Here is an 18,149-nt window from a genome sequence, read left to right on the forward strand (position 1 = left end):
CTGCGTCGGCCGTCCACTGCGTCGGCCGTCCACTGCGTCGGCCGTCCACTGCGTCGGCCGTCCACTGCGTCGGCCGTCCACTGCGTCGGCCGTCCACTGCGTCGGCCGTCCACTGCGTCGGCCGTCCGCTTCGGTCGTCCACCGCCTTCGCCGTTCAGCCCCTTCGCGGTCCAGCCTCTTCGCTCACCACCCGGCATCCCATCGCCGCGCCAGGCGGCCTGCTCTGACCAGCCGTGCTTTGAAGCCGGAGCTACCGGTCTGCGCCTTGCGTGATCACCTGGTTGCGCGTGCGGTGTGGTGAGCGGCCGTGCCGGAAGCGGGATTACTGGCTGCGCTTCCAGAACGGACGGCGGGCCGGGGACTTGGCGGCTTCGCCGGTGAAGTCGCCGAGGACTCGCAGTGTGCGAGACCAGAGTCCGCCGACCTGTTGCGCCTCGGTGCCGGGCGAGAGGCGGATCAGATCATCGCGGAGCGCCTCCAGTGCGCGGAGCGGTTCGGCGCCGGGAGCGAAGAGCGGCCGCATGCGTTCGATGACCGACATCAGGACCGGGAGGACGTCCTGCCGCAGGCAGATGACGCGGCGGGCGTGGTCGTCCGGGGTGCTCCGCATCGACTCGAGCCGCTCCGCCAGTTCCCGCTTGAGGACGCTGAGGTCGGGAGGGGGAGGCGGCGCGCCCGTTCCCAGGAAGTCGGGGACGTCGAGGTCGTCCTCCGGAGCCATGTAGCCCCCAAGCCGGCTCCTTGCCGGGGATCCGCCTGCGGGTGCCGGCGGTTGCGTGGGCAGGGCCTGCGGAGGCGGCGGGCCGGAAGGCGCGCTCGGAGTAGGCGGGGCGAAGGTCGAGGGGGGCGGACCGCTTGCGGGCTGGGCGGGAGGCGGTGCCATCAGCGGACTCGCCGCTCCGTACGACGCTGCGGGGGCGGCCCAGCCGCTCGGCACCTCCACGGGTTGGACGACCTGGTGCGGCGCCGCCGAGTCGGTGACGACCCGGCTGTCCACGGCGACGAAGGCGGTGAAGCGGCACAGGACCCCGAACCGCAGTGAGGTCTCGACGATGTGTTGTTCGAGGTCCGGGGGCCCGCCAACGGTGTAGCGGTCCTCAAGGTCGCGCAGGTGCGCGCGCGCCCAGATCGCCGTGGCGGCGGGGTTATGGGCGATCGTGCCGGACGCATGCTGCCGCCAGGCGGCGCCGTCGGCCGCGGTGCCGTGGACGGTCACCGACCCGGTGGGCTCGCCGCGGAAACGGCCCGCGATCACAAGGGGCACACCTGGGAAGAGGGCGCCCAGGCGGGCGGGGGCCACGGAGCCGGGGACGACCTCCAAGCCCTCGGCCTGCAAAGAGAGGTCGGTGGCGACGGGCGCACCGATGCGGTGGTGGATCTGGTCCATGGCCGCGTCGAGGCGGTCCTCGGACTCCACCAGCTCGCAGCGGCCCTGGCCGATCGCGGCCAGGCGGTTCAGGAAGCCGGCGTTCACGGCGCGGTCGATGCCGACGGTGTGGACGCGGACGCCCCGCAGGCGCGGAGCCAGCTGAGCGAGGATCTGGTCCTCGTTGCCGACCTGCCCGTCGGTGATGAGGACCACCACGCGGTCGCGTTCGGAGCCGGCGAACAGGCGGCACGCCTCGTTGAGCGGGGTGAGCATCTCGGTGCCGCCGCGGGCGTCGAGTGCGGCCAGGTGCTCGACGGCGCGGAACCGGTTGCGGTCCGTGCCCGGGACCAGGCCGGAGCCGAGGTCGCGGGGGCGCTCGACGACGGTGTCGAACGACAGGACGGCGAACCGGTCCTCGTCGCGGAGCGTGTCGACGATCCGCGCGGCGGCCCGCCGCGCGGCGACCATCTTCCAGCCGTGCATGCTGCCCGAGCGGTCGAGGATCAGCACCACGTCGCGTGGGCGCGGCCGGGCGTCCCCGGAGGGCAGGACGGTGAGGCTGAAGGTGCCCTCGTCGCCGCTCTCGTCCGGAACCAGGGACAGCGCCGCGCTCTCCTGAGGGGCGAAGCCCAGCCGCAGGACGAAATCGCGGTCGAGGCGCTCGCCGGGACGGAGCCGGACCGTGGTGCGGCCCGCGTCGCTCTCCTCGGTCACCACGTGCAAGGCCGACCGGATCTCGGTGAGCGGCAGGCCGGACGGGTCGATGTCGGCACTGATCGCCAGGCGCACCGGGTTGGGGAACCCCGGCAGCAGCACGGGCGGGCTGATCCGGGACGCGTCCGGCACCGCGTCGGTGTCCTCGGCCGCTCCGCCGCCCGCGGCCTCATCGTCCAGCGGCGTTCCCGGGATGTAGCGGGGCGCCACGACCAGCGGGAAGCGGAACGTCGCCGTGGAGGACGACTCGTGCGGCAGCGGCTGGGTGAGCGCGAGGCTGATCGTCACGCGTTCCCCGGGAAGGATGTTGCCCACCTGCATGGTGAACACGTCCGGCCGGTCCTCTTCGGCGAGGGCGGCGCGCTGCCCGGCCGCTATGGCGGCGCTGTAGTCCTGGCGGGCCTGGCCTCGTTCCTTCAGCGTTCCTTCGACGACCCGGTCGTCCGCCTCCATCCGCATCGCGGTCACGGCGGCGCGGTCGGGCAGCGGGAAGATGTAGGTCGCCTCCAGCGGTACGTCGAACGGGTTGCGGAAACCCTGGACGACCTCGACCCCGGCGGCCAGTCCGGTGATCGATGCGCGCACGTCGACGGAGTCGAGCGGGAGGTTGCCCCGGTCGGTGGCCAGTGCGCCGAGCCCGCCCTCGGGGGCCGCGGGCTCGTCGGTCTCGGGCAGGGGCAGTATGCGGACGGTCATTGCGGCCTCCGGGGAGGGTCGGCGGGCGTGCGAACGGAGTCTGCGGGGGAGGCGATGAGCCCGCGTGCGGCCAGTTCGTCGAGCAGCGGCCGCGCGGCGGTCTCGATGGCCTGGAGGTCATCGGCGCTGAGGGAGCCGGTCTCCAGAAGGAGGGTGAGGTCGGGGGCTAGACGGACGCCCTGTACGACGGGGAGCACGGGGCGGGGACGGTTCTCCACTACGGCGGCGCGGCCGTAGGACACGTCGGGACGAGCGCTCCAGAAACGCTCTCTAGGTCGCGTTCCGTGGTCCTCGGGCTCTGTGCCGTCGGTGAGCGGCGCGGTTCCCGCTGACTTCGCGGGAGCGGCGGCGCCGTCCTGAGAGGCGGCCTCGGGGTTCCTCGGAGGCGCTTCTCCTGCCGGAGTACCCGAGGGCGGCAGGGCGGGTGCGGTCGTGGCCGGGTCCTGCATTGCGGCGTCCGGATCCGCCGCGCCCGGCGGGAGGGCCGCGATCCCTTCGAGGGTGGCGTCGGTCGCCGCTGCGAGTTCGAGCTGGATCTCGGCGATCGAGCGGCCGGCCGCCTGGCGGCGCTTGATCGCGACGAGCTGGAGGAGGTGGCGCGGGCCGTAGAGCGCGGTGCGGCCGCGCCGACCGGCGGGCGGGTCGACCAGCCCGATCGTGGTGTACCAGCGGATCAGCCGCTCATTGGGCAGGTCGCGCACCCGGCCGTTGACCTGCGCGGATTCGCCGACGGCGAGAACCGCCGCAGCGCGCTCCGCCAGCTCGCCGATCGTCCAGGTGACGTCCATGGCTCGATGATGACACTGTCACGATGACAGTGTCAAATCCGCAAGATGACAGCGGTGGTCGGCTTCGCCCGCCGGTCGGACGGGAGGGCAGGAGGTCGGACGAACCCCGCCAAAACCTCTAAATGCAACACTAAGGAAAAGCGGCCAAAAATGCGGAAGAATTGAGTTCGACTGTCGAGTTCGATCTCTTGGAATTGCCGGTAAAGCCCTGCGGGAGGCTTTACCTTTTCCGGTATGAACGACCATCTCCTGGTCGAGGCGCTGCGCGTACGCGACGCCGGCGCCCCGGCCGACATGTACGCGGCCTACGCCGACAGGCTCTACGCCTACTGCTGGTTCCAGTTGCGGGAGCGGGACGCCGCACAGGTGGCGCTGCGGGACGCGTTCGTCGTGGCAGAGGCCCACATCGGCAAGCTGCGCGATCCCGACCGGTTCGGGCCATGGCTGTACGCCATCGCCCGGTTGGAGTGCGCTCGGCGGACGCCTGTGCGGGAGCGTCCGCCCGATCTGCCGGTCGCCAGCCACGATCAGGAGGACGTGGATCAAAGGATCACCGCATGGGAGGCCGTGGCCGCGCTTAGGGCCGTCTCCAGAGAGATCCTCGAGTTGCGCGTGCGGCACCAGATGTCCATTCCGGATCTGGCCGCCATTCTCGATGTCTCGGCCAAGGAGGCCGAGGTCGTTCTGGAGCGCGCGCACGCAGAACTCGAAGCGGCACTGACCGCGGAGATCCTCGCGCAGCAGGGGCCTTACGGGTGCGCGGAACGGGCCCGGCTTCTGCGGCAGCGGCACGGTGACCTCACCGCAGATCTGAGCGAGCAGCTCTTGGCGCACGCGCAGGAGTGCGCCGTCTGCGGCGCCTTCCGGCCGCGAAGCGTATCGGCGGCCAAGGTGTACGGGCTGCTCCCGGACGCGGACCCGCCCGAGGAGTTGAAGGTCCGGGTGATGAGCTGCTTCATGGATTCCGAGCTCGTCGGCTACCGGCTCTTCGTCGCCACTCGCGTCACCGAGTTCACGTCGGCCGGCTTCCCTGTACAGCCGGGGCAGTCCGCGGGCCAGTTGAGGGCGCCCCGTCCCAGAGGACGGTTCTCGCCGCGAAGGCGGCCGAAGGGCGACCGCGGTCTGTTACCGCCGGACGGCTTGGCCGCACAGGCCGCCCGTGCCTTCGCCGTGCTCGTGCTAGTGGCGGTCCTGTTCGGAGGCGGCATCACCGCCGTGCGCGGCCTCTTCGGCCAGTCGGAAGACGCCGGGCGGGCGGGGACTCTAGCTGGACCGCGGCCCAGCGCGGTTCTCGGCCTTTCTCAGAGCCCGACACCGGGCGGCCATCCAACAAGGGGAGGCGGGGCAGGGACCGTCGATGTCGCACCCGTCTCGGCCACTTTTCCGTTGGGCTCGTTAGGCTCCTCCGCGCCGCCCACCGCCCTGTACCCGTCGCCTCCCGCGCCGCCGATACCTGGAGGTCCTCTTCCCAGCCCGATGAGCCCATCGGGCGCCCTCGTCGTTTCTCCGCTGTATCTCGACATGGCCGGAGGCTCGGACGGCACGGTGGAGCTACAGGCAGTGGGTGCGCCCGTGTCGTGGAGTGCCAAAGCCTGGGGTGCGCTCCGATTGGACAAGACCTCGGGGCGGCTAGAGGCCGGTCAGACCGCGACCGTTGCCGTGCACGCGTCCCGCCAATCGCGCGCGCGTGGCGAAGGCGGCATCACGTTCCAGCCCGGCGGGACGCAGGTGTGCGTGACATGGCGCGCCGACACTCCGCCCCCGCCAGGGGGCGGTTCAAGCCCCACTCCTACACCGACCGGGCCCGGCACCGGCGCACCGTCCACGCCGCCGGAGACGCAGCGGCCCGGTGACCCGCCCACATCGTCCGACCCGAACCCGCCTTCGTCGTCCGCGCCGCCGCACTCGGATTCGCCGACGCCGTCCGATCCGCCGTCCTCGGGTGGGGAACCGGATCCGCCGCCGTCCTCGACACCACCCGCCTCTTCGGCGGCCCCCGGCTCACCGTCCGCGTCGGACGGAAGTGCGACGCCCGCGTGACGGACGTTCCGATTGTTGCCCGTCTCAACTACGCTTCGTAGGTGATCATTTGCGCTAAGTAAAACACGCCAGGGGGAGGACGTGTTCATGGGACCGAGCGCAGCAGAGCCTCGTCGTCGTGGACCGGCCTCCTCCGCGCGGAACGCGACCCTCCGGTTGATGGTGTTCTCCGCCGGAATGGCGGTCGGCATGAGCTGGCTTGTCCCGCCTGTGTCGGCCCGTACGGCGCCGCGTGCGGCGGGCAAGCCGGTGCCGAGCGCGCACGATGTCGAGAAGAGCCGGCAGCTGGCGAGGGACCGCGCCGCGGACGTCGGACGGACGAAGGCGGAACTCGCCCAGGCGGATGGGGAGCTGGACGGCCTGAACACCGCGGCCGAGGCTGCGGTGGAACGGTACAACGGAGAGCGGCTCAAGCTGGAACGTTCCCAGCAGGCCTACCTCGACACCCAGCAGCGACTGACCGAGGCGGCCCGCCGCGTGGGTCAGGCCCAGGACGAGCTGGCGTCGTTCGCCGCGCGCGTGTACCAGGACAACACCGGCTATGACCGGGTCTCCTCGGCGATCTCCGGCAGGGGCGGCCCGCAAGGCTTTATGGACCGGGCTGGGATGGTCGAGGTGCTGGCCGAGCAGCGCACCACGATGGTCCGCCGGGTCAAGGCGGCCAGGACCGTCGCGGACGTGTTCCGGCGGCAGGCGCAGGCCGCGCTTCAGGACCAGACCGCGGCGACCAAGAACGCCGAAGCGGCCAAGGGCCAAGCGCAGGCGGCGGTGGCGAAGCAGCAGGCGTCCATCAAGAGCATCGCGGACCGGAAACGCGTGCTGGAGAAGCGGCTGGGCCAGGCCCAAGCGCGCGCGGACCGGCTCGCACGTGAACGGGAGCGTGCCCTCGAAGCGCGCGCTGCCCGCAAGGTCCGTGCCGGCCTGGAGCATGCCGGTGCCGGCGTGGACACCGCCAATGTCGTCAGGCGCGGCGCGACCGTGGCGCAGGCGGCGCTCGACTGGCTCGGCACCCCGTACTCCTGGGGCGGAGGCACCTTCGGCGGGCCCAGTCTGGGAGTCGACCAAGGAGCGGGCACGCTCGGCTTCGACTGCTCCGGGCTGACCATGTACGCGTGGGGCAAGGTGGGCGTCCGGCTCGACCACTGGACGGGCACGCAGTGGACGTCGGGCCCGCACGTCCCCCTCGACAGGCTCCGCCCCGGCGACCTGGTGTTCTTCGCCACCGACACCTCGAACCCGGACACCATCCACCACGTGGGCGTGTACATCGGCGGCGGCAGGATGGTGGAGGCGCCCTACACGGGTGCGCGCGTTCGCATCTCCAGCATCCACCGCACCGGGCTGATCGGGGCGACCCGTCCTGCGGGCTGAGCGCAGCGCCGCAGAGCACGCACAGGCGACCGGGCATGGCCCGCACCGAAGCGAGCACAGCTCGTGCGGAAGTGAGAACCGCTCGTGCGGAAGCGAGAACCCTTCCGCACGGTCTCCCGTACGGAAGGGTTCTGCGCAAGCCCTGACGCGTATACGGCGGGGAGCGGATCTACGCCGTTGCGCGACTTCCGGCCCCGGCCCACAGCGGGCCGGCAGCGCCGGACATGGATCAGTGGCCGCTCTGGTCGACCGCGCGCTTGCGGGAACGCTCGATCTCGGCCTCGGCCTCGACGCGCCCCACCCAGCTGGCGCCCTCGACGGACTTGCCGGGCTCCAGGTCCTTGTAGACCTCGAAGAAGTGCTGGATCTCCAGCCGGTCGAACTCGGGGACGTGGTGGATGTCGCGCAGGTGCTCCATGCGCGGGTCCGTCGCCGGGACGCACAGGACCTTGTCGTCACCACCGGCCTCGTCGGTCATCCGGAACATCCCCACCGCGCGGCAGCGGATCAGGCACCCTGGGAACGTCGGCTCCTGGAGCAGCACGAGGGCGTCCAGAGGGTCCCCGTCCTCGCCCAGCGTGTCCTCGACGAACCCGTAGTCGGCCGGGTACTGCGTCGAGGTGAAGAGCATGCGGTCGAGCCGGATGCGGCCGGTCTCGTGGTCTACCTCGTACTTGTTCCGCTGGCCCTTCGGGATCTCAATGGTGACGTCGAAATCCAAGATGTCCTCCGCTCCCTGCGCGGTCGCAGTGAATAGTCTTTCGGGGTCTGCGCGGGCGAGGCCGACCCCACGGGGGTGGGTTCCCTTATATAAGGATGTCGCACGTTGGTGAGTGCTGAGTGGGAGAGGGGCGGTCACGTGCCTGCACGCGGGCGTGCCCTTGCCGTACTGTCGCTGTCCCTCCTTAACGTTTTCATCGTCGCCGCGGGGCTGGCAGTGGTGAAACTCACACCGGACAGGCACCTGTCCCCGCAGCCGCCCGGCGTCGCGGCGCGCGATCTGGTGCGTGCGTCGGCCGAGATCCCCGCGGCGGATCCCGCCGGGGGGCGCGCGCCGAGCCCCCAGGCCCTGGGCGGGCGGCTGGCGGCGCTCATCGGCGGCCCCAAGGCGAAGATCAACGCCGTGGTCGTGGACGTGAAGACCGGTCGCACGCTGTTCGCGCAGCGCGCCGACCAGCCCGCCACGCCGGCCTCCACGACCAAGCTGGCGACGACCGTCGCCGCTCTGGCCACCGTCGGCCCCGCACACCGGATCACCACTCAGGTCGTGCGCGGTACCGGCGGCGGGATCGTCCTGGTCGGAGGCGGGGATCCTACCCTGACGGCACTTCCCGCGCGCACGGACGAGGGGCACCCGCCCTACGCGTCGCTGCTGGACCTCGCCAAGCAGACCGCCACGGCCCTCAAGGCGGCCGGTGTGACGCAGGTACGCGTGGACTACGACGCATCGGCCTACCAAGGGCCGCGCACTGCGGCCGGGTGGAAGCCGAACTACCTGCCGGAAGGCGAACTGGCGCCGGTGACCGCCCTGACCGTCGACGAGGGACGCGTCTCTCCGGCTGATCCCACCAAGCGCGCGCGGGTGTCCGACCCTCCGTCCGCGGCCGCGGCCATCTTCGCCAACCTGCTGACCAGGGACGGGGTGAGGGCGAAAGCGGGCCGCAGGGCCGCCGCGCAGAAGAACGCGACCCGCCTAGGCGCGGTGCAGTCACCACCGCTGTCCGCGCTCATCGAACACCTGCTGACGGAGAGCGACAACGACGTCGCCGAGGCGATGGCCCGGCAGGTGGCCATCAAGCTGGGCCGTCCGGCGACGTTCGCGGACGCGGCGCAGGCCGTGCGGCAGACGCTGGCCAAGCTCGGTGTCACCCAGGGCGTGTCGGTCAACGACGGCAGCGGCCTGTCGCCGCGTAACCGCATCACGCCGCTCGCGCTCGCGCGCATCATCGCCCTTGCGGCGGACCCGGCGCACCCGCAGCTGCGTTCGGTCATCACCGGACTGCCCATCGCCGGGTTCTCGGGCACCTTGAGGCCGCCGCGCTACACCGTCGCGACGAGCCAGGCGGGCGCGGGCGTCGTGCGCGCGAAGACGGGCACGCTTTCCGGCGTCAGCACACTGGCGGGGCTCACCTACGACGCCGACGGACGGCTGCTGACGTTCGCGTTCATGGCCGGGGACGGGAAAGGGCCGGTGGATCCGGGCAAGCTCGACCAGCTCGCGGCGGCCGTGGCCGGGTGCGGCTGCTGATCGTCGCGGGCCGCGGTGGCCGATCGGAGTGTGGGCGGGGCCGTACGGGAGATAACCAGAACGGTTGTTCGTTGAACGATCGTGCAGGGGCGCTCCGGCGCCGTGTCCGAAAAGTACGGTGGAGCACATGAGCGCCTCAATGATCGACTGGAACGTCGCGGTCCAGGCGGGCACCCGGCTGGTGCGTCCAGGACCGCAGGTCAGCCACGAAGAGGCCCGTGCAGTGGTGGCGGAGCTGCGCGAGCTGTCCAGGGACGCGCACGGGCACGTGCGGGACTTCACCGGGATGGCCTCCGAGGTCGATCCGGCCCCGGCGACGATCGTGGACAGGCCCGGATGGATCCGCGCCAACGTCGACGGCTTCCGGGTCGTGCTCGAACCGCTCATGGAGCAGATGACCGAACGCCGCGGCCCCGGCCCGCTCGGCGGCGCCGGCAATGTGGTCGTCCAGGCGGTCGGTTCGCGTGTGACCGGAATGCAGGTCGGTGCGATCCTGGCCTACATGGCGAGCCGTGTGCTCGGCCAGTACGAGCTGTTCCTGCCGCCGGACCCGTCCGGGCAGGCGCCGACCGGACGCCTCACCTTGGTGGCGCCCAACATCGTGCATGTGGAGCAGGAACTCGGCGTGCACACGCGCGACTTCCGGCTGTGGGTGTGCCTGCACGAGGAGACGCACCGCGCCCAGTTCACCGGTGTTCCGTGGCTGCGCGAGTACGTGCAGGACCAGATGACCCAGTTCCTGCTGGCGTCCGATCTGGATCCCGGCGTGATGCTGGACCGGATCCGGGACGCGGCCGAGGCCGTGGCCGACGCGGTGCGCGGCGGGGACGCCAACCTCATCGACGCGATCCAGAGCCCCGAACAGCGCAAGATCCTGGACCGGCTCACCGCGGTGATGACCCTGGTCGAGGGGCATGGCGACTACGTCATGGACGCGGTCGGGCCGGAGGTCGTGCCGTCGGTCGAGCAGATCCGGTCCCGGTTCCAGGGGCGCCGCGACGGCGGCTCCAAGCTGGACAAGACGATCCGCCGCCTGCTGGGCATCGACCTGAAGATGAAGCAGTACGCGGAGGGCTCGCGGTTCGTCCGGCGGGTCGTCGCGGAGGCCGGCATGACCGGGTTCAACCAGGTCTGGGAGTCCCCGGAGTCCCTGCCGACGCACGACGAGATCAAGGAGCCGGCCCGCTGGATGAACCGGGTCATCGGCCCGCGCGCCATCGACGTGGCCCCGCCTGAGGCCAGCGAGGCGTGACGGGATCGCAGGAGGCGCACGCGTAGCCGTCGGCCAGAGCGGGCTGGACACCGCCTCCGCGGGGCTGTACCGCCCGGTGATAGACGTTTGCCATGGGTCCTGATCCGGCGGTGGCGGCAGTGCGGCTGGCAGTGCGGCGCGTGCTGGCCGGCCTGCCCGCGCGCGGTATGACGCTCGTCGCATGCAGCGGCGGCGCCGATTCCCTGGCGCTGGCGGGAGCCCTCGCTTTCGAGGCGCCCAGGGCAGGGCTTCAAGCGGGCGGCATAACGATCGACCATGGCCTGCAGGCAGGTTCGGGCGCGCGCGCGGACGCGGTCGTTCGCACCCTCGCGGATCTGGGGCTGGACCCGGCCGGGTCCATCGCGGTCACCGTGGACGGTGAAGGCGGCACGGAGAACGCGGCCCGCAACGCCCGCTATGCGGCGTTGGACCGTGCAGCCGGTCGGCTCGGCGCGGCAGCGGTCCTCCTAGGCCACACCCGAGACGACCAGGCGGAGACGGTCCTGCTGGGGCTGGCGCGCGGCTCCGGAGCCCGCTCCTTGGCGGGAATGCCCCCCGCCCTCAGCCGCCCGACAGCCAGTGGTGACGTTCTGTATCTCCGGCCCCTGCTGGAACTGGACCGGGCGACCATGCGCAGGGCCTGCCTCGCGATGGGACTGGAACCCTGGGACGACCCCCACAACGACGACCCCGCCTACACGCGCGTGCGCGTACGGCACCAAGCGCTGCCCGTCCTTGAGGAGACGATCGGGCCGGGCATCGCCGAGGCGCTGGCGCGAACGGCCCGGATGCTGCGCGACGACGCCGACGCCCTGGACGATCTGGCCGCGCGCGCGTACGACGACCTCCTGGACACCGGCGGCCTCGTCGACACCGACGACGAGGCGGCCATCGCCATCCGTGTGGACGGCCTCGAACAACTGCCCAGAGCCCTCCGTACGCGCGTCTTGCGGATGGCCGCGCTCAAAGCGGGCAGTCCACCGGGTACGCTCGCGGCCGTCCATGTCGATGCTATGGATCGGCTGGTCACGGCCTGGCACGGCCAGCGGCACGTCGATCTGCCCGGGGGGCTTCGAGCGTTCCGGCGGTATGGGAGGCTGCTGTTCGGCCCGGTTTGACGCCGCTCGTGTGCGACCCGTCACACGGCGTTCCCGTCGCGCAAGGCGCCCGTCCCACGAGGAGGGGCGAAGTCACAACGATGAGGGTGGGGTTGTGGACGAGAAGGACCTGGGCAACGATCTGGCGAAAGTGCTGATCCCCGAGGCCGACCTGCAGGCGAAGGTCCGCGAGCTCGCCGCGCAGATCGACGCCGACTACGAGGGCAAGGACCTGCTCCTCGTCGGCGTCCTGAAGGGCGCCGTCATGATCATGGCGGACCTCGCGCGCGCGCTGCACACGCCGGCTCAGATGGACTGGATGGCCGTCTCGTCCTACGGCTCGGGCACAAAGTCGTCCGGCGTCGTCCGCATCCTCAAGGACCTGGACACCGACATCCTCGACCGGCACGTCCTCATCGTGGAGGACATCGTCGACTCGGGCCTGACACTGTCGTGGCTGGTCAGCAACCTGCGCTCGCGCGGCCCGGCGTCCCTGGAGATCTGCGCGCTGCTGCGAAAGCCCGAGGCGGTGAAGGCCGACCTCGACGTCAGGTACATCGGGTTCGACATCCCCAACGAGTTCGTCATCGGGTACGGGCTCGACTATGCGGAGAAGTACCGGAACCTCCCCTTCGTGGGGACTCTGGCGCCGCACGTGTACGGCGGGGAGGGCGCCTGACCCCGTTTCCGCACGGCCTGCCGGGGGCCCCTGGGAACAAGGGGCCGTGACGGATCGTTGCAAAGGTCGTTGACGGGTATATGAAGAGGATCAGGAGATCGGCGCTGGCTGCGTCTCCTGTGCCCTGCGGTGTACCGTCACTATCCCGGGCCCTCGGGTCAGGGAGCCACGTGAGGGAGACCGCCTCGGTGGGTCCGGAGCCCCGGGCGACGGAGCTTTTGTTGGTCGCAGTGGCGTCCGCCCCCCGGGCGGGCGAGGATCGCACACAGACGTTGGTCAGGAGGGACGGGCCCCGTAGGGGTAACCGGATAAATGGACGTGAAGCGCTATTTTCGCGGGCCGCTGCTGTGGATCCTGCTGTTCGGCCTCTTGGTCGCCCTTGTGATGTGGGGCGTCAACCCCGGCCGTTCGTTCGAGAAGACCGACACCTCCAAGGTCGTCGAGGAGATCAACGCGGGCCAGGTGAAGTCCGCGAAGATCGTCGACAAGGACCAGCGGATCGAGGTCACGCTCAAGAACGGCAAGCAGCAGCAGGCCTCCTGGGTCGACGGCCAGGGCCTGCAGTTGCAGAACCAGTTGCAGAAGCAGGCCGACAGCAAGCAACTGCCGGGCGGCTACAACGTTGATGTCCCCAAGCAGAGCTTCTTCCTGAATCTGCTGTTCAGCCTGCTGCCGATCGTGGTCATCGTGCTGATCTTCCTGTTCATCATGAACCAGATGCAGGGCGGCGGCTCGCGGGTCATGAACTTCGGGAAGTCCAAGGCCAAGCTCATCACCAAGGACACTCCGAAGACCACCTTCGCCGACGTGGCCGGGGCCGACGAGGCCCTGGAGGAGCTGGAAGAGATCAAGGACTTCCTGCAGAACCCGGCGAAGTTCCAGTCGATCGGCGCGAAGATCCCCAAGGGCGTGCTGCTGTACGGCCCGCCCGGCACCGGCAAGACGCTCCTCGCGCGCGCCGTGGCCGGCGAGGCGGGCGTGCCGTTCTACTCGATCTCCGGTTCCGACTTCGTCGAGATGTTCGTCGGCGTCGGCGCCTCGCGTGTGCGCGACCTGTTCGAGCAGGCCAAGACCAACGCGCCGTCGATCATCTTCATCGACGAGATCGACGCCGTCGGCCGGCACCGCGGCGCGGGCCTCGGCGGCGGCCACGACGAGCGCGAGCAGACGCTGAACCAGCTGCTCGTCGAGATGGACGGCTTCGACGTCAAGGGCGGCGTGATCCTGATCGCGGCGACCAACCGTCCCGACATCCTGGACCCGGCGCTGCTGCGTCCCGGCCGGTTCGACCGGCAGGTCACCGTGGACCGCCCCGACCTGGAGGGCCGCAAGGGCATCCTGCGAGTGCACGGCCGCGGTAAGCCGTTCGCGCCGGACGTGGAGCTGGACATCATCGCGCGCCGCACCCCGGGCTTCACCGGCGCGGACCTCGCGAACGTGATCAACGAGGCGGCGCTGCTGACCGCGCGCTTCGACCGCAAGCTGATCGACATGGACACCCTCGAGGAGTCCATCGACCGCGTCATGGCCGGGCCGGAGCGCAAGACCCGGGTGATGTCGGAGAAGGAAAAGAAGATCATCGCCTACCACGAGGGCGGGCACGCGCTGGTGGCGCACGCGCTGCCGAACTCCGACCCCGTGCACAAGGTGACGATCCTCCCGCGCGGGCGCGCGCTGGGCTACACCATGACGCTGCCCATGGAGGACAAGTTCCTCACCACGCGCTCGGAGATGACCGACCAGCTGGCCATGCTGCTGGGCGGGCGCACCGCGGAGGAACTGGTCTTCCACGAGCCGACCACGGGGGCGGCCAACGACATCGAGAAGGCCAGCTCCATCGCCCGCAACATGGTGACCGAGTACGGCATGAGCGAGCGCCTCGGCGCCCGCAAGTTCGGCACCGGGCAGGGCGAGGTCTTCCTCGGCCGCGACATGGGCCACGAGCGGGACTACTCCGAGGACATCGCGTCCGCGATCGACGACGAGGTGCGCCGCTACATCGAGTCCGCGCACGACACCGCGTGGGAGATCCTCGTGGAGTACCGGGACGTCCTGGACGACCTGGTGGTCAACCTCATGGAGAAGGAGACCCTCTCCAAGGAGCAGGTGCTGCAGATCTTCGCGCCGATCCAGAAGCGGCCGCACCAGAACTCCTACACCGGCTACGGCAAGCGCCTCCCGTCGGACCGCCCGCCGGTGCTCACGCCCAAGGAGCTGGCTCTGCTCGGCCCGCAGGACGTGACCGACCTGACCAAGAACAACGGCCAGGGCGGCGGCGTCACCTCCGAGTCCGCCGACCCGGCCCCGGGCGAAAGCTGACCGCCTTGGCCATCCCGTACGACGAAGAGCCGGTGCAGGAGGACCCCCCGGGGTTCGACCACGCGCGGATCGAGAAGGCGGTGCGCGAGATCCTGTTCGCGATCGGGGAGGACCCCGAGCGCGACGGGCTCCGCGACACCCCGGCGCGGGTCGCGCGCGCGTACGCCGAGCAGTTCGCCGGCCTGCGGCAGCGGCCCGAGGACGCGCTGACGACGGTGTTCGACGCCGACCATGAGGAAATGGTCCTGGTGAAGGACATCGAGGTCTACAGCGTGTGCGAGCACCATCTGGTGCCGTTCCACGGGGTGGCGCACGTCGGCTACACGCCCAACAAGAAGGGGCAGATCACCGGTCTGTCGAAGCTGGCCCGGCTGGTCGACGTATACGCGCGTCGCCCGCAGGTGCAGGAGCGGCTGACCAGCCAGGTGGCGGATGCGCTGATGAGCGTGCTGGAGCCGCGCGGCGCGATCGTGGTGATCGAGGCGGAGCACCTGTGCATGACCATGCGCGGGGTGCGCAAGCCGGGGGCCAAGACGGTGACGTCGGCGGTGCGCGGCGACTTCCGTGATCATGCGGAGACGCGGGGTGAGGCGATGAGCCTGATCCTCGGGCGCTCCTGACCTCGAACCGCATACGGACTCACCCGAACCTCTGAACGGGCCTCAGCGTCGAGCTGAGGCCCGTTCGGCATGTGATGGGTGGGCGGCGAGGGGCGGCCGGCGGCGATCGGCGGTCGCGAGGCCAGCGCGCCGCCGGGGCCGGGATCGACGGGGCGGAATCGCCTTGGCGGCCGTAGGGCGGCGCTCTGAGGGGGTGTGGGCAAGGCATAGGGTTGGCCATATGACCAGTGCCGCCGTTCCGGGGCTGCCCCAGCCGGGGCGATGCCTCGTCATGGGCGTGGTCAACGTCACTCCGGACTCGTTCTCCGACGGGGGCTCCTGGTTCGACCCGGAGAAGGCCGTCAGCCACGGCCTGGACCTCGTCGCCGAGGGCGCCGACATCGTCGACGTCGGTGGCGAGTCCACGCGCCCAGGGGCGCAGCGGGTGTCCCTGGAGGAGGAACTGCGCCGCGTGGTGCCCGTCATCAGGGCGCTCACGGAAGAGAACGTCCCCGTCAGTGTCGACACCATGCGCGCGGAGGTGGCGGAGGCCGCCGTCGCCGTAGGCGCCCGGCTGGTGAACGATGTGAGCGGCGGACTGGCCGACCCGGACATGCCCCGTGTGGTCGCGGCCGCCAACGTGCCTTATGTGGTGATGCACTGGCGCGGCCACAGCCACGACATGCAGACCCGCTCCGTCTACGCCGACGTCGTCCGCGAAGTGCGCGAGGAACTGCTGCACCGCGTTGATGCGGTCCTCGGCGAGGGCGTCGACCCGTCCATGGTCGTCCTGGACCCGGGACTCGGATTCGCCAAGAGCCCGACAGCCGGCCACAACTGGGCCCTGCTGGCCCACCTGAACGAGCTCATCGGCACGGGCTACCCGCTCCTGGTCGGCGCTTCGCGCAAGAGCTTCTTCACGACCCTGCTGGCCGACCCGGACGGGACGCGCCGCCCGTTCGCCGAGTGCGACGACGCCACCGTCGCCGTCACGGCCCTCGCCGCGACGGCCGGTGCGTGGTGCGTGCGCGTGCACCGGGTACGTCCGAATGTGGACGCCGTACGCGTGGCGGCCGCGATCGAGGCCGCCCGTCCCATGCACCCCGGGAGCGACCAGCGATGAGCCGTGCAGTGAACCGCGCCGACCTGGAAGAGGTCCATGCCGAGTTCTACGCCGCCTTCGAAGCGGGGGACTTCGACCGCATGGCGGACGTGTGGGCCGACGGCCCCTACGCGGCGGGCGTCTCCTGCGTCCACCCCGGCTGGACGATGCTGCGCGGGCGCGAGGAGATCCTCCGCTCGTGGGCGCTCATCATGGCCAACACCGCCTACATCCAGTTCGTGCTGACCGACGTCGAGACCGACATCTACGGTGACCATGCCGTGGTCACCTGCAAGGAGAACGTCCTCACCGCGGACGAGGACTCCGAGACCGGGTTCCTCGCCGGAGGAAGCATCGTGGCCACGAAACTGTTCGTACGCGTCGACGGGCAGTGGCGCCTTCTGCTGCACCACGGCTCGCCCGTCCTCAACCCCGCGGATATAGAGGAAGAATGAGCCTGGACCGCATAGAGCTGCGCGGCCTGCGGGCCCGGGGTCGGCACGGTGTGCTGCCGGCCGAACGTGAACTCGGGCAGGAGTTCGTGGTCGACGTGTCGCTCGGCCTCGACACCCGTCCCGCCGCGGAGAACGACGACCTCTCGCGTACCGTCGACTACGGGACGCTGGCCGGCAGGCTGGTCGAGGTCGTCGAGGGGGAGCCCGTCGACCTGATCGAAACGCTGGCCGACCGGCTCGCGAAGACATGCCTGGGGGACCCGGCGGTGGTGGAGGCCGAGGTCACCGTCCACAAGCCGAGCGCCCCGGTGCCGCATCCCTTCACGGACGTCGCCGTGAAGATCAGGAGGAGTCGCCCATGACAGCGTCAGACCGCATGCCCGACCGCACCGCGACCGGCGGCCACATGCTGGTCGAGCACCGCGTCGTGTTCTCGCTCGGCAGCAACCTCGGCGACCGGCTGGACAACCTCCAGGAGGCGGTCGACGCGCTGTTCGACGCGCCCGGCCTGGAGTTCGTGGCATGCTCCCCGGTCTACGAGACCGCCCCGTTCGCCCCGCCCGGGGAGACCATCCCCGAGCAGGGGGACTACCTCAACATCGTGGTGGTGGCCGACACGCGGCTCCCACCGGAGAACCTCCTCGAACGCGTGCTGAACATCGAGAACTCCCTGCGCCGCGTCCGCGAGGTCCGCTGGGGGCCGCGCACGCTGGACATCGACATCGTGGTGTTCGGGGACATCTCGTCCGACGACCCGGCCCTGACCCTCCCGCACCCGCGCGCGCACGAGCGTGCGTTCGTGCTCGTGCCGTGGGCCGACATCGAGCCGGACGTGCTCCTGCCCGGGCATGGCCGTGTCGGCGACCTGGCCGAGGCCAAGCAGGCGGAAGGAGGCCCGTCGGCCTGCCGCCGCCGGGACGATCTGGCTCTGCAGCAGCCTGCATGAGACCGTCCCGCCCGCTGTTCCTCATCGCCCTCGTGATCGTCGTGGCAGTGATCACCTGGGCGGTGTTGCGTTCCGCGTACGTGTCGCTGCCGCCGCTGCCGTGGACGGCGGTGCCCACCCTGCTGCTGCTGGCGCTCGGTGAGGCCTTCACCGGTTTCAACCTGCTGCGCCGGATCCGCCGCAAGCCGAACACCAAGCCGGTGGAGCCGCTCGTGGTCGCGCGCATGGCGGCCTTGGGGAAGGCCAGCGCGCACACGGCCGCGATCATCGCCGGCGTCTTCGGCGGGTTCGCCGGCAACCTGGCGGACTCGCTGGACAAACCGACGCCGCGCCACGACTTCTTCGTCAGCGTCGGCACGTTCCTGGCGGCGGTGGTGCTGGTGGGCGCCGCGTTCTTCCTGGAGTACTCATGCCGTGTGCCCAAGGACCCCGACGAGGAAGAGCGCGACCGTAACGCCTCCAGGGCGTGAGCCT

At 70.7% G+C, this 18,149-nt stretch carries 16 protein-coding genes; 13 read left to right on the forward strand and 3 right to left on the reverse strand.

The features are described 5' to 3' along the window. Nucleotides 1–322 precede the first annotated feature (322 nt). Entirely contained in the window at nt 323–2,779 is a 2,457-nt protein-coding gene (locus J4709_RS22510; RefSeq protein ID WP_208243773.1) for a VIT domain-containing protein, read from the reverse strand. Next, nucleotides 2,776–3,567, reverse strand: coding sequence for a helix-turn-helix domain-containing protein (locus J4709_RS53495; RefSeq protein WP_232383913.1), 792 nt, complete (start codon nt 3,565–3,567; stop codon nt 2,776–2,778). Before J4709_RS53495 ends, J4709_RS22510 begins: the two co-directional genes overlap by 4 nt. 234 nt (nt 3,568–3,801) lie before the next feature. On the opposite strand from J4709_RS53495, the gene J4709_RS22520 reads away from it, so the two are divergent. Together J4709_RS22520 and J4709_RS22525 are read left to right on the forward strand one after the other, a co-directional pair. Beyond that, the gene (locus J4709_RS22520; RefSeq protein ID WP_208243774.1) at nt 3,802–5,607 is read left to right on the forward strand and encodes an RNA polymerase sigma factor; all 1,806 of its coding nucleotides are present in this window, start codon (nt 3,802–3,804) and stop codon (nt 5,605–5,607) included. A 189-nt stretch (nt 5,608–5,796) separates the two neighbouring features. Next, entirely contained in the window at nt 5,797–6,978 is a 1,182-nt protein-coding gene (locus J4709_RS22525) for a C40 family peptidase (protein WP_232383914.1), read from the forward strand. Between the two features lie 229 nt (nt 6,979–7,207). Here the strand turns inward: J4709_RS22525 and J4709_RS22530 are convergent, their stop codons facing one another. Further along, nucleotides 7,208–7,699, reverse strand: coding sequence for an inorganic diphosphatase (locus tag J4709_RS22530; RefSeq protein ID WP_208243776.1), 492 nt, complete (start codon nt 7,697–7,699; stop codon nt 7,208–7,210). Between the two features lie 138 nt (nt 7,700–7,837). On the opposite strand from J4709_RS22530, the gene dacB reads away from it, so the two are divergent. The 11 genes from dacB to J4709_RS22585 all read left to right on the forward strand — a co-directional run bounded on the left by dacB (nt 7,838) and on the right by J4709_RS22585 (nt 18,145). Beyond that, complete coding sequence (dacB, locus tag J4709_RS22535) at nt 7,838–9,226, forward strand: D-alanyl-D-alanine carboxypeptidase/D-alanyl-D-alanine endopeptidase (RefSeq protein WP_307801439.1); 1,389 nt, start codon at nt 7,838–7,840, stop codon at nt 9,224–9,226. 139 nt (nt 9,227–9,365) lie between these two features. Further along, complete coding sequence (locus J4709_RS22540; RefSeq protein ID WP_208244022.1) at nt 9,366–10,478, forward strand: Rv3626c family coenzyme F420 biosynthesis-associated protein; 1,113 nt, start codon at nt 9,366–9,368, stop codon at nt 10,476–10,478. Between the two features lie 92 nt (nt 10,479–10,570). Further along, nucleotides 10,571–11,596, forward strand: coding sequence for a tRNA lysidine(34) synthetase TilS (tilS, locus tag J4709_RS22545; protein WP_208243777.1), 1,026 nt, complete (start codon nt 10,571–10,573; stop codon nt 11,594–11,596). A gap of 94 nt (nt 11,597–11,690) precedes the next feature. Further along, the gene (gene hpt, locus J4709_RS22550) at nt 11,691–12,254 is read left to right on the forward strand and encodes a hypoxanthine phosphoribosyltransferase (protein WP_208243778.1); all 564 of its coding nucleotides are present in this window, start codon (nt 11,691–11,693) and stop codon (nt 12,252–12,254) included. Nucleotides 12,255–12,566: 312 nt separating this feature from the next. Next, a complete protein-coding gene (gene ftsH, locus J4709_RS22555) occupies nt 12,567–14,573 on the forward strand; it encodes an ATP-dependent zinc metalloprotease FtsH (RefSeq protein WP_208243779.1) in 2,007 nt (668 codons plus the stop codon). A gap of 5 nt (nt 14,574–14,578) precedes the next feature. Further along, on the forward strand, nt 14,579–15,193 hold the full coding sequence (folE, locus tag J4709_RS22560) for a GTP cyclohydrolase I FolE (RefSeq protein ID WP_151539301.1): 615 nt from the start codon (nt 14,579–14,581) through the stop codon (nt 15,191–15,193). 220 nt (nt 15,194–15,413) lie between these two features. Continuing rightward, nucleotides 15,414–16,295, forward strand: coding sequence for a dihydropteroate synthase (gene folP / locus J4709_RS22565; RefSeq protein WP_232383915.1), 882 nt, complete (start codon nt 15,414–15,416; stop codon nt 16,293–16,295). After that, nucleotides 16,292–16,729: a nuclear transport factor 2 family protein gene (locus tag J4709_RS22570; RefSeq protein WP_208243780.1), complete on the forward strand. Its 438-nt coding sequence runs from the start codon at nt 16,292–16,294 to the stop codon at nt 16,727–16,729. The genes folP and J4709_RS22570 overlap by 4 nt, the downstream gene beginning before the upstream one ends. Then, the gene (gene folB / locus J4709_RS22575; RefSeq protein ID WP_232383916.1) at nt 16,726–17,091 is read left to right on the forward strand and encodes a dihydroneopterin aldolase; all 366 of its coding nucleotides are present in this window, start codon (nt 16,726–16,728) and stop codon (nt 17,089–17,091) included. The genes J4709_RS22570 and folB overlap by 4 nt, the downstream gene beginning before the upstream one ends. Next, complete coding sequence (gene folK, locus J4709_RS22580; RefSeq protein WP_208243781.1) at nt 17,088–17,675, forward strand: 2-amino-4-hydroxy-6-hydroxymethyldihydropteridine diphosphokinase; 588 nt, start codon at nt 17,088–17,090, stop codon at nt 17,673–17,675. The genes folB and folK overlap by 4 nt, the downstream gene beginning before the upstream one ends. Continuing rightward, entirely contained in the window at nt 17,672–18,145 is a 474-nt protein-coding gene (locus J4709_RS22585; protein ID WP_208243782.1) for a DUF3180 domain-containing protein, read from the forward strand. Before folK ends, J4709_RS22585 begins: the two co-directional genes overlap by 4 nt. Nucleotides 18,146–18,149 lie beyond the last annotated feature (4 nt).

It is taken from the genome of Actinomadura violacea (genome assembly GCF_017573465.1).
GTDB classification, from domain to species: domain Bacteria; phylum Actinomycetota; class Actinomycetes; order Streptosporangiales; family Streptosporangiaceae; genus Spirillospora; species Spirillospora violacea.